Source organism: Avibacterium gallinarum, assembly GCF_002921135.1.
GTDB lineage: Bacteria > Pseudomonadota > Gammaproteobacteria > Enterobacterales > Pasteurellaceae > Avibacterium > Avibacterium gallinarum.
In genome coordinates this window covers 61,920-79,784 of record NZ_PQVJ01000014.1, presented here as the reverse complement: position 1 = coordinate 79,784, position 17,865 = coordinate 61,920, and the positions used below count along the sequence as shown (strand labels likewise).

Below are 17,865 nucleotides of genomic sequence, written 5' to 3'. Positions count from 1 at the left end.
CAAATCAGGCTTTTATTTAAGATAAATTATGCTTACTCATCTAAGAAACTACGTAAGGTTTCTGAACGGCTTGGGTGGCGTAGTTTGCGTAGCGCTTTGGCTTCAATTTGACGGATACGTTCGCGGGTTACATCAAATTGTTTACCCACTTCTTCAAGCGTGTGATCCGTGTTCATATCAATACCAAAACGCATTCTTAACACTTTGGCTTCTCTTGGCGTTAAACCCTCTAGCACTTCGTGTGTTGCAGCTTTCAAGCTTTGCGCAGTCGCAGAATCCAATGGTAATTCTAAGGTGCTATCTTCAATAAAATCACCTAAGTGGGAATCGTCATCATCACCAATAGGGGTTTCCATTGAAATTGGCTCTTTGGCAATTTTTAGCACTTTGCGGATTTTATCTTCCGGCATTCCCATTCTTTCTGCTAATTCTTCCGGTGAAGCCTCACGCCCCATTTCTTGCAACATTTGACGTGAAATGCGGTTCAATTTGTTGATGGTTTCAATCATATGAACTGGGATACGAATGGTTCTCGCTTGATCCGCGATCGAACGCGTAATCGCTTGACGAATCCACCAAGTCGCATAAGTTGAGAATTTATAACCACGGCGATATTCAAATTTATCCACCGCTTTCATCAAGCCAATGTTACCTTCTTGAATAAGATCCAAGAATTGTAAACCACGGTTGGTATATTTTTTCGCAATAGAAATCACCAAACGCAAGTTCGCTTCAACCATTTCTTTTTTCGCACGGCGTGCTTTTAATTCACCTTGTGAAACCGCATCGCAAATATCACGAATTTGGCTAATGGTTAAACCGGTATCTTGTTCGATCTGCCCTAACTGAGCAATAGCCTGACGAATAGGTTCTTCATACTGAGCTAATTTTTCAGACCAATTTTTTCCTGCATTTAAGGCTTTTTCTAGCCACGCATCTTTGGTTTCGTGTCCAATAAATTCTTTTTGGAACGTGCCTTTTGGCATTTTAGCGTTATCTACTGCCATTTTTTGGATATGACGTTCCTGCTGGCGTACGCGTTTCATCATATCGCGCATAGATAACACCAACATATCAAATTGTTTTGGCACTAGACGGAATTGTGTGAAGATCTCTGCCAAAATTTGAATTTGATCTCTTGCTTGTTTTTTATGACGACCATGTTTTTCGATAGTATCTAGGGTTTTCTTGTGTTGCGCTTTTAGGGCTGCAAATTTTTCACGCGCCACTTCAGGATCAATGCTGTTATCAGAATCACTGTCATCGGAAGAATTGCTCTCATCGCTTTCTTCATCTTCGTTTTCATCATCTTCCATTGAACCTGTTGAAACGCTTTCTTCATCGTCTTCATCAGAAAGCATTTCGTGTTCATCTGATGCAGCTTCTTCAACGGCTGCATTGGGATCAACAAAACCTGTGATCAGATCCGCTAAACGCATTCCGCCTTCTTCCACTAACGCATATTGACGTAAAAGATCATTCAAGGCTTCTGGATAAGCAGCCACGGCAGTTTGTACTTCATTGATCCCTTCTTCGATACGTTTAGCAATATCAATTTCGCCTTCGCGGGTTAAAAGCTCCACGCTCCCCATTTCGCGCATATACATACGCACAGGATCGGTGGTTCGCCCTAATTCCGCTTCCACGCTCGATAATACCTGAGTGGCTTCTTCTACCGCATCTTCATCAGTGATATTTTCATTTAACATCAAATCATCGGCATCAGGTGCAGTTTCTAGCACTTGAATGCCCATATCATTGATCATTTGAATGATGTCTTCAATTTGATCTGCATCGACAAGTTCTTCTGGCAAATGGTCATTCACTTCAGCATAAGTAAGATAACCTTGCTCTTTCCCTTGTGCGATTAACAGTTTTAATTGAGATTGTGGATTTTGCTCCATATCCATATTATATATCCGCCTCGATGTGTAATTGTGGGAGATAAAATGGCTTTAATTTTATCACCCTTATGTTGGATTAACTATTTATTTTGCTGTTTTTTCAATAATAATTGTGCGAGCGCCTGCCGTTCTTGCTCATTTAAGCCCTCTGTGCGCTCTTTTGCGATAAGCATTTCGATATTTTTATCCATCAACTGCAAATAAAAATAACGTAGGGTTTCACGAAATGTTTCTTCGATTTTATCCTCATCGACTAAATGATCCCACACGGCAAGAATTTCAAGGGGGCGAAAATATTCCGTATCACGGTAATGTTCCAAAATTTGTGCGGTGGTAATCCCCACACGCTCACGGCAAAGTGCGGTGATTTTTTCAAACAAATCTAGCCCAGCCTCATTAAGTACCGATAGAACACTTAAATTTTCTGGCACAATTTGGATCAATTCAGGATTTTGTAACAGCAACGCAATCAGTACGCGCATTGGCGTGCGTTTCACGGCATTTTGTTTCGGCGATGATGAATCATTTTCTTTTTGTGCTGGGATTAAATGCTCGATCTGCGCTTCATTAAAAATCCCCAATTTTTGCGCCAAAAGCTGACGTAATGATAAACGCAGTAATTCACCTGGAATTCGGTTAATCAATGGCACAGCAAGGGCGGCAAGTTTTCCCTTGCCTTCTTTACTGGAAAAATCTACCTGCGAACTTAGGGTAGAAAACAGAAAATCGCTCAGCGGCTGTGCCTGACGAATATAGTCCTCAAAGCCGTCTTTGCCATATTGACGAATAAAGGTATCGGGATCTTCCCCATCAGGCAGAAAAATAAACTTAATTTGTCGCCCATCTTCTAAAAAAGGCAGCGCATTTTCTAACGCACGCCACGCAGCATCACGCCCTGCACGGTCTGCATCGTAACAACAAATAAGCTGTTCGGTGGAACGAAATGCAAGCTGAATTTGCTCCGGTGTGGTGGCCGTGCCTAATGACGCCACGGCATAATCCACGCCAAATTGCGCCAACGCCACCACGTCCATATAGCCTTCCACCACCAGCAACATTTCAGGGCTATCATTCACTTGCAAGGCTTCAAACAAGCCATAAAGTTCATTACCTTTGTGGTAGGTCATACTTTCGGGCGAGTTCAAATATTTCGGCTTTTCATCACCCAACACCCGTCCGCCAAAGGCAATGGTTCGCCCACGGCGATCACGAATAGGAAACATAAGACGATTACGAAAACGATCGTAAACATCTTGTTTTTCATTGCGCGATAACATTCCTACATCAAACAATTTTTGCCGATCTTCTTGATTACGTCCAAACTGATTTAACACGGCATTAAATTGATTCGGCGAAAAACCAATTTGAAAGCGTTCAATCACTTCGGCGGATAAACCGCGTTTTTGCACATAGGATTGCGCAGGAATATTGTGCGGAAGTTGCTGATGATAAAACGCCGCGATCTCTTGCATTAGCTGGTAAAGATCTTTCTTGGTACGATAATTGGCTTGTGGTTTACTCTTTCCATCAAAGTGCGGTGATTTTTCGTAAGGAATTTCTAAGCCTAAATGATTCGCCAGCTCTTCCACCGCTTCAATAAATTCCAGTTTTTCATATTCCATCAAAAAACTAATGGCATTACCGTGCGCGTGGCAACCAAAGCAATGGTAAAACTGTTTTTTCGGGCTCACGGTAAAGGAAGGCGTTTTCTCGTGATGAAAAGGACAACAAGCCTGATATTCACGCCCTGCTTTTTTCAGCTTAACCCGTGAATTAATCAATTCGACAATGTCAGTTCTGGCAAGAACATCATCAATAAATGAACGTGGAATATGGCCTGCCACAATAATTTCCTCTCGTTTTCAATCAACACAGAATTTAGCAAGATAGATCTAAGATAATAAGAAATGGTGCAGCTAAAAACAACAAAACCGTGATTCCAAAAGGTTTCACGGCCTGCTTAACTCGAGTTTAATTAAAAAAATTTTTAATTAGTATAAACGTACGTTACGTGCATTTTCACGAGCAACGCGTTTTGCGTGGCGTTTAGCACGAGTTGCGTTTTCACGTTTACGAATTGTTGTTGGTTTTTCGTAAAATTCACGGCTACGAACTTCCGCTAAGATTCCCGCTTTTTCACAAGCGCGTTTGAAACGACGTAATGCTACGTCAAATGATTCATTTTCACGAACTTTAATTACCGGCATAAGCCATCACCTCAATATGGATTAATATTTTGCAAAATTTAGACCGTTTCGTTTCGATAAACGGCTTATTCAAATTAATAAGGGTGGCAATTTTAATTCAAATTAACCGCAAAAGCAAAGAAAAGATCCAATTTTTGTTGAAATTCTGCCTTTCCCTAAACGGAAAAATGATCGCCAACTGGTGAAAATACAATAAAAAGGGTAAAATCAGCCAAGTTTTTCCCATATAAAAAGAGAGAAAAAATGCGAATTTTAGGCATTGAAACATCTTGTGATGAAACCGGTGTGGCGATTTATGATGAAAATGATGGGCTTATCGCCAACCAACTTTACACCCAAATTGCGTTGCACGCCGATTATGGTGGCGTTGTGCCAGAATTAGCTTCGCGCGATCACATTCGGAAAACTGCCCCCCTTATCCAAGCAGCATTGCAAGAAGCCAATTTATCAGCGCAAGATATTGACGGCATTGCCTACACTTGCGGGCCGGGCTTAGTGGGTGCGTTATTGGTGGGTTCAACCATTGCGCGTTCCCTCGCCTATGCGTGGAATGTGCCAGCCATTGGCGTTCATCATATGGAAGGGCATTTGCTCGCGCCAATGTTAGAAGAAAATGCACCGCACTTTCCTTTTGTCGCCTTGCTTGTTTCAGGTGGGCATACTCAGCTTGTGCGCGTAGATAGCGTAGGGCAATATGAAGTGCTAGGTGAAAGCATTGATGATGCAGCAGGCGAAGCCTTTGATAAAACCGCAAAATTGCTCGGTTTAGACTACCCTGGTGGCGCAGCCTTAGCGCGCTTAGCGGAAAAAGGTACGCCAAATCGCTTTACCTTTCCGCGTCCAATGACTGATCGCCCTGGGCTAGATTTCAGTTTTTCAGGCTTAAAAACCTTTGCGGCAAACACCATCAATCAAGCGATTAAAGAAGAAGGCACGCTCACTGAACAAACCAAAGCGGATATTGCTTATGCTTTCCAACAAGCGGTGGTAGAAACCTTAGTGATCAAATGTCGCCGCGCCTTGCAAGAAACGGGTTTTAAACGCTTAGTGATCGCAGGTGGTGTGAGTGCGAATCAACAGTTACGCCAAGCCTTGAGCGAATTAATGGCACAACTAGGCGGCGAAGTGTTTTATCCGCAGCCGCAATTTTGTACCGACAACGGTGCAATGATTGCCTACACTGGCTTTTTACGTCTGAAACACGGTGAACATTCCCCTTTAGAAATTGAAGTAAAACCGCGCTGGGCAATGACTGAGCTTAGCGAAATAAGCTAAGCGAAATTAAACAAGCTAAGTGAAATAGAACAAGGATCATTTATGCAAAATCAACAATCTAACGCAATGCACGCAGCTGGGATCGGCTGCGTTCTTATGCTTCTTCTTATCGCCTTTGCTTTGATCAAACTCCCTACCGCACAGGTGATGGGCTACCTTACCCTTGCAGGCCAATGGGTGGGACAAGGCACAACCGTTGGCATTTTAATGCTTGCCACCCTGCCACCATTAACGGGGCTGGTGTTTTACTTGATTTGGAAATGGCTAACAAAATAACCGCACTTTATTATGGCTAATTACTATGGCTAAACTTTATTTTTACTATTCTACGATGAACGCAGGGAAATCCACCACCCTGCTGCAATCCGATTACAACTACCGCGAACGGCAAATGAATACGCTGGTTTACACCGCGGCGATTGATGATCGCTTTGGCGTGGGCAAAGTGACTTCACGCATTGGCATTAGCCAGCAGGCGAAATTATTCCATAAGGAAACGGATCTATTTGCCGAAATCGCCCTGCATCTTGAACAAGAAAGCCTGCATTGTATTTTGGTGGACGAAGCGCAATTTCTCACCAAAGAGCAAGTTTATCAGCTCAGTGATGTGGTGGATAAATTACACATTCCCGTGCTGTGCTATGGCCTGCGCACGGATTTCCAAGCAGAATTATTTGAAGGCAGCCGATACTTACTGGCTTGGGCCGATCAGCTGGAAGAATTAAAAACCATCTGCCATTGTGGGCGCAAAGCTAATTTCGTACTGCGTTTAAACGATCAGGGCGAAGTGGTCAAAGACGGCGCACAAATTCAAATCGGTGGCAATAATCACTACGTTTCCGTATGTCGCCGCCATTACAAAGAAAAAATTGAACAGGCATAAAATTCGCCATTTTTGCACCGCACTTTTCACTCAACGTTTCCAAATGTAAGGACGCCCCAATGTGTGCGTCCGATTGGGCTATCAACACGGGCGGATACATCGGTTCGTCTAGCCATAAAAGGCAATTTTATTTCATCATAAAAGCTGATATATTGAGTCAAGTATTGAAATAAGGAGTCAAAATGAAAAAAGAAGAAATGGGACATAATTTTCTTGCTCGATTAGGCAAAACGCGCTTACGCCCCGGTGGTCGCAAAGCCACAGAATGGCTGATTGCAAACGGTGATTTTAACGCCAATAAAAAAGTGTTAGAAGTGGCGTGCAATATGGGAACCACCGCCATTGAGCTAGCAAGCAAATTCGGCTGTCATATCGAGGGCGTGGATCTTGATGAAAATGCCTTAGAGAAAGCCAGAAAAAATATCGCCGAAAAAGAGCTACAAGATAAAATTCACGTTCAACGTGCCAATGCAATGAAATTACCTTTTGCCGATAACAGCTTTGATATTGTGATTAATGAAGCAATGCTCACAATGCTGCCGGTGGAAGCGAAAATCAAAGCGGTGCGCGAGTATTACCGCGTTCTCAAACCGAACGGTTTCTTGCTCACTCACGATGTAATGCTTACCACGGACAATGCGGAAGAAGTAATCCAACAACTGCGTGAAGCCATTAACGTTACCGTAACGCCATTAACAAAACAAAACTGGAAATCGCTCTTTTTAGAAGCAGGATTCCGCAACGTGGAAACCTATTCAGGCGAGATGACGCTACTTTCCCCAGCAGGAATGATTTATGACGAAGGCGTATTAGGCACGGCTAAAATTATCCGCAATGCGTTAAAAGCTGAAAACCGTCCGACATTCAAAAAAATGTTCAAGGTTTTCAATGATCCAGATAAAAAACTCGGCTTTATTGCCTTATGTAGCCAAAAATAATTTAACGAAAATCCCTGCTCTTGATATGAAAAAGTGCGGGGATTTTTTTAGCTATCTAAGAATAAAAAATAGCCCCATTGGGACTATTTTCAACTAAGAGAACGATCTTTTTCTTGAGCGTGATTTAAAGCCACCTTCGTCAAAAGAGCGGTGGTTTTTTTCTTTAAATTTGCGATCCCCTTTGCCACGGGCAAAGCGATCATCAGCGCGTCCACGGCCTTTTCCGCCAAAGTTTTTTTCTTTTCCTTTGCCTTCGCCACCTTTGGCTTCACCAAGGAAAGACATTTGCATTTGTTTGTTCATTACGCGCGTTTTGGCGAAATGGTTGAGCAATTCTTTTGGCATTCCTTGTGGTAATTCAATGGTGGAATGGTTATCGTAAAGTTTGATATGTCCAATGTAACGGCTGTTTATATCCCCTTCATTAGCAATGGCGCCAACGATATGACGCACTTCCACGCCATCTAAGCGACCCACTTCAATGCGGTATAAATCCATTGGCTGTGGATTGCCATAACCACGACGTTCAGCGGAACGTGGGTTCTCTTTACGACTGCCACGATCACGGCGTGCACGTTTATCTACGATAGGATCTGGTGGAAGAATCAATTTTTGTTTGCCTTGTAATAGCATTAACATTGCTGCCGCGATGTCTTCTTGATCTTGGTCTGCGGTGAACAAGTCTTCAAGCAGGCTGCGGTATAACTCTAGATCGTGGTGTTCAAGCTGTTTTGTAATTTTGGTTACGAAATTTTTGCGACGACAAGCCTGTAATGCCTCGTGATTTGGTATTTCTACTTCATCAATCGGCTTTTTCGTTAGACGTTCAATATTTTTCAGTAGGCGATTTTCGCGTGGTTCGACAAACAATAACGCACGTCCTGCACGCCCTGCACGCCCTGTACGCCCAATACGGTGCACATAACTTTCGGCATCAAGTGGAATATCGTAATTCACCACAAGGCTGATACGCTCCACATCAAGACCACGAGCAGCAACATCAGTGGCGACTAAAATATCTAGGCTACCGTTGCGTAGGCGATCGAGAGTTTGTTCACGCAGTTGTTGGGTCATATCCCCATTGAGTGCGGCGGCACGGAAGCCGTGTTTTTCCAATAATTCGGTAATATCAAGGGTAGCAGTTTTGGTGCGAGCAAAGATGATTGCCGCATCAAATTCTTCCACTTCAAGGAAACGCAAGAGAGCTTCATTTTTACGGAAACCACGCACATACCAGCAACTTTGGGTAATATCTGGGGCATTTTTTTGGCTTGATTGAATTTTCACTTCTTGAGGGTTATTCATAAAGCGTTTGGTAATACGGCGGATCGGCTCTGGCATTGTGGCAGAGAAAAGTGCGGTTTGATGCTGTTCTGGCAGTGCTGCCATTACGGTTTCAACATCATCAATAAAGCCCATTCGTAACATTTCATCAGCTTCATCAAGCACGATAAATTTTAATTCTGACAGATCGAGAGTGTTGCGTCTAAGGTGATCGAGAATACGCCCAGGTGTGCCGACAACTACTTGTGCACCTTGTTTTAAGGCTCTGAGCTGAATGTCATAACGTTGCCCACCATAAAGGGTAACGATGTTGATCCCTTTGGCATATTTCATAAATTGTTCGCACGCATCAGCCACTTGAATGGCAAGCTCACGAGTAGGCGCCATTACTAACATTTGTGGCATTTTTTTATTTGGCTCTATTTGGGCTAATAGAGGAAGCGAGAAGGCAGCGGTTTTTCCGCTTCCTGTTTGTGCCATTCCAAGCACATCATCACCTGCGAGAAGGTGGGGAATACAAGCTTGTTGGATTGGTGAAGGGGATTCAAATCCCATATCTGTTACTGCATTAAGGATAAATTCAGGTAAACCTAAATCATTAAAGGTGATTTTTGTTTCAGTCATTAAAATACTCGAATATAAAAAGGAAAGCTCAATTACTTTCAGTTGCACAAAGCCTAGGTGTGGCGAAAAATCGCAGCTTTGCGGATAACATTGTTGAAAAGTTTTACGTTTTACAACACCAAATCTAGGCAAATGCCTAGCTTATTGTGCTTGTGTGCGTTTTAATTTCGCCAGTTCAAGCACTGCAAAACGATACTCAACAAAGTTATACACCTGATTCGCTATGGCCAATTTAAACAGGGTTTCTGCTTTTTCCCTTTGACCCAAATTGAGTTGTTGTTTTGCTAGATAAAAGTAGGTTTCGGTCAATACTTCGGCATAAGAAATTTTTTGCTTTTCCGCAAATTCTACCCCTTGCTGTTGTAGCTCAGTGAGCGACAACTGACCTAAATAATATTGCACAATATAACTGCCCCACTGCTTTTGCGAGAGCGCAGGCGCTTGCTGTGCTAACTGCTGTTTAGCCTTTTTAGGATTGGTTTCTAATTCATTGAGATATAACCATAATGCACGGTAAGCATCGCTTTTATCTTGTTGATAAAACTGTGATAAATCTTTCTGTGCAAGAGGATAACGTTCTACATAATAAAAACCTAAGCCTCGATTAAATAGGCTATATTCATCGTTTGGGTTTAATTCCAATGCCGCATTAAATGCTTCTAGTGCTTCATCATAATCTTCATTGATAAGCTGATAGACGCCCAAATAATTATAAAGTGCGGCGTTTTTTGGCTGAAAAATTAAAGACTGTAAAAAGTCATAACGCGCTAGCCCCCAAAGCCCAAGGGTGTCATACAACACGCCTCGTTCAAAATGCAAGGCAGCACGTTCTTTTTTATCAATTCCGCCAATTTGCAATACTTGGCTAATACGAGCAACCATTATTTCTTGCTCAATATGGCTATTCGGTGTCTGCTCCGCAATAATCAATTTATTATTTGCCATAAATGGTTGCGAATTGACACAGCCTACAAGTAATAAGGCAACGCACCAGATTGAGAACAATCTGAGAGAGTTTATACGCCAATTACATTGCATCATTGTTTAGCCTTAGGTGTTAGCTCAAGTATGCCTGACTGGCAATGCCAGCCCATTTCCCGTTAAGGAAAATTGCTCCCTAACAAGTAGGGAGCGGTATTTTTATTCTTGCTCGCTAACTGCAACCACAACTTCTTCTGTTGGGGCAGCCTCTTGTTTTGGAGCAATATCTTTCATTGTTAAGCGGATACGGCCTTGGCGATCAATTTCAACCACTTTCACGCTAACCTCTTGACCCACGCTTAAGTAATCACTAACTTTTTCTACGCGTTCATCAGCGATTTGTGAAATGTGAACCAAGCCTTCTTTATTGCCGACTAAAGAAACGAACGCACCGAAATCAGCAAGGCGAGTTACTTTACCTTGATAGATTGCGCCAGCTTCCACTTCCGCAGTGATGTCTTCAATGCGCGCCATTACTTCTTTCACCGCATTGTTATCTACTGCTGCGATTTTCACTGTACCGTCATCATCAATATCAATGGACGTGCCAGTTTCTTCCGTTAAGGCACGAATTACTGCACCACCTTTACCGATCACATCTTTGATTTTCTTCGGATCGATTTTCATTGTGTGAATACGCGGTGCGAAGTCAGAAATTTCCGCACGCGGTGCAGGAATTGCTTGTTCCATCACGCCAAGAATGTGCATTCTCGCACCTTTTGCTTGGTTAAGGGCGATTTGCATAATTTCAGGGGTAATCCCTTCAATTTTGATGTCCATTTGTAATGCAGTAACCCCTTCGCGTGTACCCGCTACTTTGAAGTCCATATCACCTAAGTGATCTTCATCACCTAAAATGTCAGAAAGCACAACAAATTTTTCATCTTCTTTTACTAAGCCCATTGCGATACCCGCAACAGCGGCTTTAATTGGTACACCTGCGTCCATTAAGGCTAGTGATGCGCCACATACCGATGCCATTGATGATGAACCGTTAGATTCAGTGATTTCAGACACCACACGCACTACATAAGGGAATTCGCTCAAGCTTGGCATTACCGCAGCTACACCGCGTTTTGCTAAACGACCGTGACCGATTTCGCGGCGTTTTGGCGAACCAATCATACCTGTTTCACCCACAGAATATGGTGGGAAGTTGTAGTGGAATAAGAAGTGATCTGTTTTTTCACCAGTTAATTCATCAATGATTTGCGCATCACGTTCTGTCCCTAAGGTTGCCACCGCTAAGGCCTGTGTTTCACCACGGGTGAAAATTGCAGAACCGTGTGTGCGCGGTAACACGCCTGTGCAAATGTCTAATGCACGCACGGTATCTACGGTACGGCCGTCAATACGCGGCTCACCGTTTAGAATGCGTGAACGCACGATTTCACTTTCAAGTGCGGTAAGAATATCGACAATTTTTCCTTCGCTAAGGGTTTCATCTTCAGTGGTTAATTGGCCTACTACGTCTGCTTTAATCGCATCAATTTGTTCATAACGCGCTTGTTTTTCGGTGATACGATAAGCATCACCTAAACGGCTTTCAGCAAGTGATTTCACTTTCTCAATCAATGCAGTATCCGCCGCTGGTGGCTGCCAATCCCAACGCGGTTTTCCTGCTTCTTGGGCAAATTCTTTAATGGCTTCAATCACCACTTGTTGTTGCTGATGACCAAATACCACCGCAGCCAACATTTGTTCTTCGGTTAAAATGTCTGCTTCAGATTCCACCATTAATACGGCTTTATCTGTCCCTGCTACCACTAAGTCTAAACGGCTTTGTTTTTGTTCGTTAGTGGTTGGGTTTAAGACGAATTGACCATCAATAAAGCCAACGCGTGCTGCGCCGATCGGGCCATTAAATGGCACGCCTGAAAGGGTAAGTGCGGCTGAAGCACCGATCATCGCCACTAAATCCGGGCTGATTTGTGGGTTTACCGAAACCACGGTTGCCACAATTTGAATTTCGTTGAAAAAGCCTTCAGGGAATAATGGACGGATTGGACGGTCGATTAAACGCGCCACTAAGGTTTCCCCTTCAGAAGGGCGGCCTTCACGTTTAAAGAACCCACCAGGGATACGTCCTGCTGCGTAAGTACGCTCTTGGTAGTTTACGGTTAATGGGAAGAAATCTTGCCCTTCTTTCACATCTTTTTTCGCTACAACCGTAACGAAAACGCTGGTATCGTCCATACTCGCCATAACGGCAGCGGTGGCTTGACGTGCCATTGCACCGGTTTCTAAGGTTACCGTATGCTGACCATATTTAAATTGTTTAACAATTGGATTCACAATATTTTCCTTCAAATAAAATGGAATAATCTGCGGAACATTCCGCACTCAATGCTTTAGGCGAAATAACAGGCTAACTGTTTGATTCCACGTTGTTTTCCCAATTGCGACTAGCAAAAATTCTCTCAAAAAGCACCGCACTTTGTCGGGTTGCGTAAGAGTATTTTTGATAGCCGCACGCCAACGGGAAAAGAAAAGCCCTGCTATTATACAGGGCTTTTGTGTTTATTGATACCGCTAAATGCGTTGATTTTAGGTTTATTCACCTTACCTAATTATTCTGCTTTTTCTGGTGGTAAAAAGCCAGATTTCACGTCTTTCATATTTGGCAAGTGGTGAGCAATCCCTTTATGGCAATCAATACAGGTTTTGCCGTCTTTAATTGCCATTGTGTGCATTTTTTCTGCTACGCCTTTTTGCAAGGTGAAATCCATTGCATCAAAATTATGACAGTTACGACATTCTTGTGAATTATTAGCTTTCATTCTTGCCCATTCACGCTCTGCCATTTCTAAACGTGCTGCTTCAAATTTTTCTTTGGTATCCACTTTACCTGTAATATGCGCATAAACTTCTGTTGCTGCTTTAATTTTACGCACCCACTTAGGAATAAATTCGTGTGGCAAATGGCAATCCGCACAAGTGGCTTTTACCCCAGTGCGATTGACATAATGCACAGATTGACGATATTCAGGCACCACATCGTTCATATGGCAGCTAGAACAAAATTCTTCCGTATTGGTATGTTCCAGAGCCGTGTTAAAGCCGCCCCAGAAAATAATCCCAGCAATGAAAGAAAGGGTGATTAGCACGCCGACAGCAATACGACTTGGTGAACGAAACCAATGCCAAAACTTCTTGATTAATTTCAACATTTTTATTCTCCGTAACCTTTCATTGGTTTAAATTCATTTGGCACGATTGGCTCAACGTCAGATTGTGAAACGTGGCACTGTAAGCAGAAATAACGGCGTGGTGAGGTTTCACCGCCTACGATATTGCCATCGCGATCCATAAAGTGTGTTGGGCTAATGCGTGTTGCACCAGTAATGCGAGAAGCCTCTACACTGTGGCAGTTTAAGCATTGATTCACATTTTTCGTGACTTGATAATTTTTCACACTATGTGGAATCGTTGGCGGCTGATTCACATAGTTAAGTGGTGGTAGCTCACTTTGTTTTGGTACATTGTGAAAAGCCGGTTTCACATCTTCGGCCGCCCCTTGCAGATAGTTGTCAATTTTGTCTTCCGCAGCCATTACGCTGGTGGCAAAAAGTGCGGTTAAAATTAATAAGGTTTTTTTAATCATTTTATTCCCCCGAATGATTAAATCTAGTGGTAAAAGTAAATACATTTTCAGCACAAACATCAATGCAACGTCCGCAACTGATACAATCTTTAGAAAGCACGAGCAGGCTTTCGTCTTTTTTGCCGTGCAGTGGGCTGCGTAACACTTGCGGTTCAGGGCAAATGTTGTAGCAATCCATACAATTATCACAGCGTGCGCGATCAATCACTTTAATGCGCGCAATACTTTTTGCGCCAATTAAGCCATAGGTCGCGCCGATAGGGCATAAATGCCCGCACCAGCCGTGCTCTGCAATCAATAAATCAAATAAAAATATAGCTAAAATTAACCAAGTGGTTGCACCGAAGCCATAAATTAAGGCGCGTCCAAATGCGCTCACAGGATTGATCCATTCCCACAACATAATGCCACTTAACGCACTGCCGATGAGAATCATCAATAAAATGCCGTAGCGTAAGCCGCGTGGAATTTTGGCATTTTGACGAATACCTAATTTACGTCTTAACCAAGCCGCACAGTCGGTAACCAGATTTAACGGACACACCCAACCGCAAAACACTTTACTTCCCAATAAAGCATAAAGGGTGAGCACAATGCCAGCACCCAGTAAGGTGGTGAAGTTGGGCAAATGACCCGTGGCAAGGCTTTCTGCGGTGATGAGTGGATCGCTCATTGGAATTAAATCTAAAAATAAGCTACCGCTATAATTACCACGCAGAATCCATACACCAAGCCAAGGGCCGCTCAGAAACATTGCGAGAATGCTTAACTGAGTTAAACGCCGCCAAAATAAAAAGCGATTAGCGCGCCACAAGCCCAGCTTTTCTCTTGCTTCTCTACCTGCATATTTCGGTGAATTTGCCATTAAAAGCCCTCCGGTTTGCGTACGGGTAAAGAAATAATGTCGTCAGGCGCAAGGGAATGCCCTGCCTTTTCTTTTTCTTCCCAACCAAGGCGATAATGTTTACCCAACATTCCTTTCGCCAAGGATAGCGGTAATACTTTAATCGCTGCTTCTTCCAGTACGCAGGCTTCTTCACATTTTCCGCAACCTGTACAGGCGTCGGAATGTACCGTTGGAATAAACACCGCGTGCTTGCCCGTACGATCATTACGTTGCATTTCTAGGGTGATGGCTTTGTCGATAAGCGGACAAACGCGATAACACACATCACAACGTAAGCCTTGCCAGTTTAGGCAAGTTTCGTGATCTAACAGCACCGATAAGCCCATTCGGGAATCGTTAATATTATCCTGTGTGGAATCTAACGCCCCGCTCGGACAGGCTTTTGCACAAGGAATATCTTCACACATTTCGCAAGGTTTATCCCGTGCGATGAAATAAGGTGTGCCAGCTTCCATTGGCGAAAGCAAGGAAGCAAGGTGCAACATTTCATAAGGGCAGGCTTGCACACATTGTCCGCAACGAATACAGGCGGCGGCGAATTTTTTCTCATCTTCAATAGCAAAGGGTGGGCGTAATGCCACGCCTTGACGCGCAAGGCTTTGCTCTTGTTGAAGACCGAGTAAAATGCCAAGGCCTGCTAATCCGCCCGCGGTGCGAGCGGCGTCCTTAAAAAATTTACGGCGTTCCGGTGTTTGGGTTAATTTTTTCATTTTATTTTTCACCGCACTTTGCTTAGTTTAGAAAGAAAGTGCGGTGCTTTTTTGCTAAGTTTTTAGGCTTTTTCCACTTTAACGGCACATTTTTTGAAGTCCGTTTCTTTTGAAATTGGGTCAGTGGCATCTAAGGTTAATTTATTTACCAACTGGCCAGCATCAAAGAAGGTGGTGAAAACTAAACCTTCAGGACATTTATTACGTCCACGGGTATCCACATAGGAAATAATTTCCCCACGGCGTGATGAGACTTTGATCTTATCACCGTGGCGTAAACCACGTTTTTTCGCATCGTTCGGGTGCATCCAAACCACATTGTTCGGGAATGAACGGTGTAATTCAGGCACGCGGCGAGTCATTGTTCCTGTATGCCAGTGTTCTAACACACGGCCAGTAGATAACCATAAATCGTATTCTTCATCAGGCACTTCTGCAGGTGGCTCATAAGGCACGGCTAAAATCACCGCACGTTTATCTGGCTGACCATAGAAAGACACTTCTTCGCCTGATTTCACATAAGGATCGTAACCTTCACGGTAACGCCATAGGGTTTCTTTGCCCTCTACCACTGGCCAACGTAAACCGCGCGCTTTGTGGTAAAGATCGTATTCGGCTAAATCGTGGCCGTGGCCGCGACCAAATGACGCATATTCTTCAAACAAGCCTTTTTGAATGTAGAAACCGAAATCGTAAGCTTCATCGTTAAGGCGGTCATTGAGTTCAGCGTTAGAATATTTATCTACATTACCGTTGCGGTATAACACCTCGTATAAGGTTTTGCCTTTAAATTCTGGGTTCGCATCTAAAAGCTCTGCTGGCCATACTTCATCAGTGGTGAAGTATTTAGCAAATTCCACTAATTGCCATAAGTCAGATTTCGCTTCACCCGGTGCTTTTACTTGCTGACGCCATACTTGTGTGCGTCGCTCTGCGTTACCGTAAGCCCCTTCTTTTTCTACCCACATTGCGGTTGGCAACATTAAGTCCGCTGCTAAGGCTGATACGGTTGGGTATGGATCGGAAACCACGATGAAGTTTTCAGGGTTACGCCAGCCTGGGAAAGTTTCTTCGTTGATGTTTGGACCACCTTGCATATTGTTCGTACACATTTGCCATAACACACGCATTTTGCCGTCTTTTAACGCACGGCTTTGTGCCACGGCGTGATAGCCTAATTTATCGGTGATCGTGCCAGCTGGGATTTTCCACGTTTTTTCTGCAATCGCACGATGTTCTGGCTTGGTAACCACCATATCAGCAGGTAAACGGTGGATAAATGTTCCCACTTCACGCGCTGTACCACAAGCAGATGGCTGACCAGTTAAGGAGAACGGGCCACAACCTGGGATAGAAATTTTACCGGTTAATAAGTGAATGTTGTAAATCAAGTGGTTTGCCCACACACCGCGGGTATGTTGGTTAAAGCCCATTGTCCAGAAAGATACCACTTTGCGTTTTGGATCGGCATAAAGCTGCGCCAAACTTTCTAATTGATCTTTTGGCACACCAGACATTTCGTGAGCTTTCTCAAGGGTATATTCAGACACAAGCGCTTTGAGCTCTTCAAAGTTACTGTCATACATTTTACCGCTATTGGCATTTTTCGCTGCTTTTTGACGCGGATCGCTATCACGCAAGCCATAACCAATGTCGGTTTCACCACGTTTGAATTTAGTATGTTTATTCACGAAATCCCAGTTAATGGCATCGTTTTGAATGAGATAGTTGATGATGTAGTTGAGAATCACCAAGTCAGCTTGCGGTGTGAACACCATACCGTTATCTGCTAGTTCAAAGCTGCGGTGTTCAAAGGTAGAAAGCACGGCCACTTTTACATCAGGGTTAGATAAACGGCGATCAGAAATACGCGACCATAAAATTGGGTGCATTTCCGCCATATTTGAGCCCCATAAAACAAAGGCTTCGGCGTGTTCAATGTCATCATAACAGCCCATCGGCTCATCAATACCAAAGGTACGCAAGAATGCCACCGCGGCAGAGGCCATACAATGGCGCGCATTTGGATCGATATTGTTAGAACGGAAACCTGCTTTCCAAAGTTTCGCTTTGGCATAACCTTCAAAAATGGTGCTTTGTCCAGAAGTGAACATTCCCACGCCATTCGGGCCACGTTCTTTCATTGCGTTTAAGAATTTCTCTTTCATTGTTTTGAACGCAGTATCCCAAGTAACAGGGGTAAATTCACCATTTTTGTCGTACTTGCCGTCTTTCATACGCAACATTGGTTGGGTTAAACGGTCTTTTCCGTACATAATTTTTGGCAAGAAGTAACCTTTAATACAGTTCAAACCACGGTTTACTTCTGCATCTGGATCACCTTGTGATGCCACAACGCGTCCGTTTTGTGTTCCCACTAATACGCCACAACCTGTACCACAGAAGCGACAAACACCTTTGTCCCATTTGATACTGTTATCCTGTGCGGCTTCCACGTTTTTCACTGGAATGCTTAATCCAGCGACAGCTGCTGCAGCGGCGGCTGCATTGGCTTTCATAAAGTCTCGGCGACTTAAATTCATCTCAT

General features: G+C 43.5%; 15 protein-coding genes. 4 read left to right on the top strand and 11 right to left on the bottom strand.

Annotated elements, in window-relative coordinates; all coding sequences use genetic code 11:
- Positions 1–32: 32 nt before the first annotated feature.
- From rpoD to rpsU, 3 genes are all read right to left on the bottom strand, one after another.
- The gene (gene rpoD, locus C3007_RS06005; protein WP_103853588.1) at positions 33–1,904 is read right to left on the bottom strand and encodes an RNA polymerase sigma factor RpoD; all 1,872 of its coding nucleotides are present in this window, start codon (positions 1,902–1,904) and stop codon (positions 33–35) included.
- 80 nt (positions 1,905–1,984) lie between these two features.
- Positions 1,985–3,748 carry a DNA primase gene (dnaG, locus tag C3007_RS06000; RefSeq protein ID WP_103853582.1) on the bottom strand — a complete coding sequence of 588 codons (1,764 nt, stop codon included), beginning with the start codon at positions 3,746–3,748 and terminating at the stop codon, positions 1,985–1,987.
- Positions 3,749–3,895: 147 nt separating this feature from the next.
- Positions 3,896–4,111, bottom strand: coding sequence for a 30S ribosomal protein S21 (gene rpsU / locus C3007_RS05995; protein ID WP_103853581.1), 216 nt, complete (start codon positions 4,109–4,111; stop codon positions 3,896–3,898).
- A gap of 243 nt (positions 4,112–4,354) precedes the next feature.
- On the opposite strand from rpsU, the gene tsaD reads away from it, so the two are divergent.
- The 4 genes from tsaD (at position 4,355) to C3007_RS05975 (ending at position 7,207) form a co-directional block, all read left to right on the top strand.
- Positions 4,355–5,386: a tRNA (adenosine(37)-N6)-threonylcarbamoyltransferase complex transferase subunit TsaD gene (gene tsaD / locus C3007_RS05990; protein WP_103853580.1), complete on the top strand. Its 1,032-nt coding sequence runs from the start codon at positions 4,355–4,357 to the stop codon at positions 5,384–5,386.
- A gap of 42 nt (positions 5,387–5,428) precedes the next feature.
- Positions 5,429–5,662 (top strand): hypothetical protein, encoded by a 234-nt coding sequence (locus C3007_RS05985; protein ID WP_103853579.1) that lies wholly within the window; start codon positions 5,429–5,431, stop codon positions 5,660–5,662.
- Positions 5,663–5,687: 25 nt separating this feature from the next.
- A complete protein-coding gene (locus C3007_RS05980; RefSeq protein ID WP_103853578.1) occupies positions 5,688–6,269 on the top strand; it encodes a thymidine kinase in 582 nt (193 codons plus the stop codon).
- 182 nt (positions 6,270–6,451) lie between these two features.
- Positions 6,452–7,207: a class I SAM-dependent methyltransferase gene (locus tag C3007_RS05975; protein ID WP_103853577.1), complete on the top strand. Its 756-nt coding sequence runs from the start codon at positions 6,452–6,454 to the stop codon at positions 7,205–7,207.
- Between the two features lie 93 nt (positions 7,208–7,300).
- Here the strand turns inward: C3007_RS05975 and C3007_RS05970 are convergent, their stop codons facing one another.
- The 8 genes from C3007_RS05970 to napA all read right to left on the bottom strand — a co-directional run bounded on the left by C3007_RS05970 (position 7,301) and on the right by napA (position 17,860).
- Positions 7,301–9,115, bottom strand: a complete 1,815-nt coding sequence (locus tag C3007_RS05970) for a DEAD/DEAH box helicase (RefSeq protein WP_103853587.1) — start codon at positions 9,113–9,115, stop codon at positions 7,301–7,303.
- A gap of 141 nt (positions 9,116–9,256) precedes the next feature.
- On the bottom strand, positions 9,257–10,153 hold the full coding sequence (gene nlpI / locus C3007_RS05965; RefSeq protein WP_103853586.1) for a lipoprotein NlpI: 897 nt from the start codon (positions 10,151–10,153) through the stop codon (positions 9,257–9,259).
- A 102-nt stretch (positions 10,154–10,255) separates the two neighbouring features.
- A complete protein-coding gene (gene pnp / locus C3007_RS05960) occupies positions 10,256–12,391 on the bottom strand; it encodes a polyribonucleotide nucleotidyltransferase (protein WP_103853576.1) in 2,136 nt (711 codons plus the stop codon).
- A 275-nt stretch (positions 12,392–12,666) separates the two neighbouring features.
- The gene (locus C3007_RS05955) at positions 12,667–13,266 is read right to left on the bottom strand and encodes a cytochrome c3 family protein (protein WP_103853575.1); all 600 of its coding nucleotides are present in this window, start codon (positions 13,264–13,266) and stop codon (positions 12,667–12,669) included.
- Positions 13,267–13,268: 2 nt separating this feature from the next.
- The gene (locus tag C3007_RS05950; protein WP_103853574.1) at positions 13,269–13,700 is read right to left on the bottom strand and encodes a nitrate reductase cytochrome c-type subunit; all 432 of its coding nucleotides are present in this window, start codon (positions 13,698–13,700) and stop codon (positions 13,269–13,271) included.
- Between the two features lies 1 nt (position 13,701).
- Positions 13,702–14,565 carry a quinol dehydrogenase ferredoxin subunit NapH gene (napH, locus tag C3007_RS05945; RefSeq protein ID WP_103853573.1) on the bottom strand — a complete coding sequence of 288 codons (864 nt, stop codon included), beginning with the start codon at positions 14,563–14,565 and terminating at the stop codon, positions 13,702–13,704.
- On the bottom strand, positions 14,565–15,317 hold the full coding sequence (gene napG / locus C3007_RS05940) for a ferredoxin-type protein NapG (protein ID WP_103853585.1): 753 nt from the start codon (positions 15,315–15,317) through the stop codon (positions 14,565–14,567). Before napG ends, napH begins: the two co-directional genes overlap by 1 nt.
- Positions 15,318–15,379: 62 nt before the next feature.
- Complete coding sequence (gene napA, locus C3007_RS05935; protein WP_103853572.1) at positions 15,380–17,860, bottom strand: nitrate reductase catalytic subunit NapA; 2,481 nt, start codon at positions 17,858–17,860, stop codon at positions 15,380–15,382.
- Positions 17,861–17,865 lie beyond the last annotated feature (5 nt).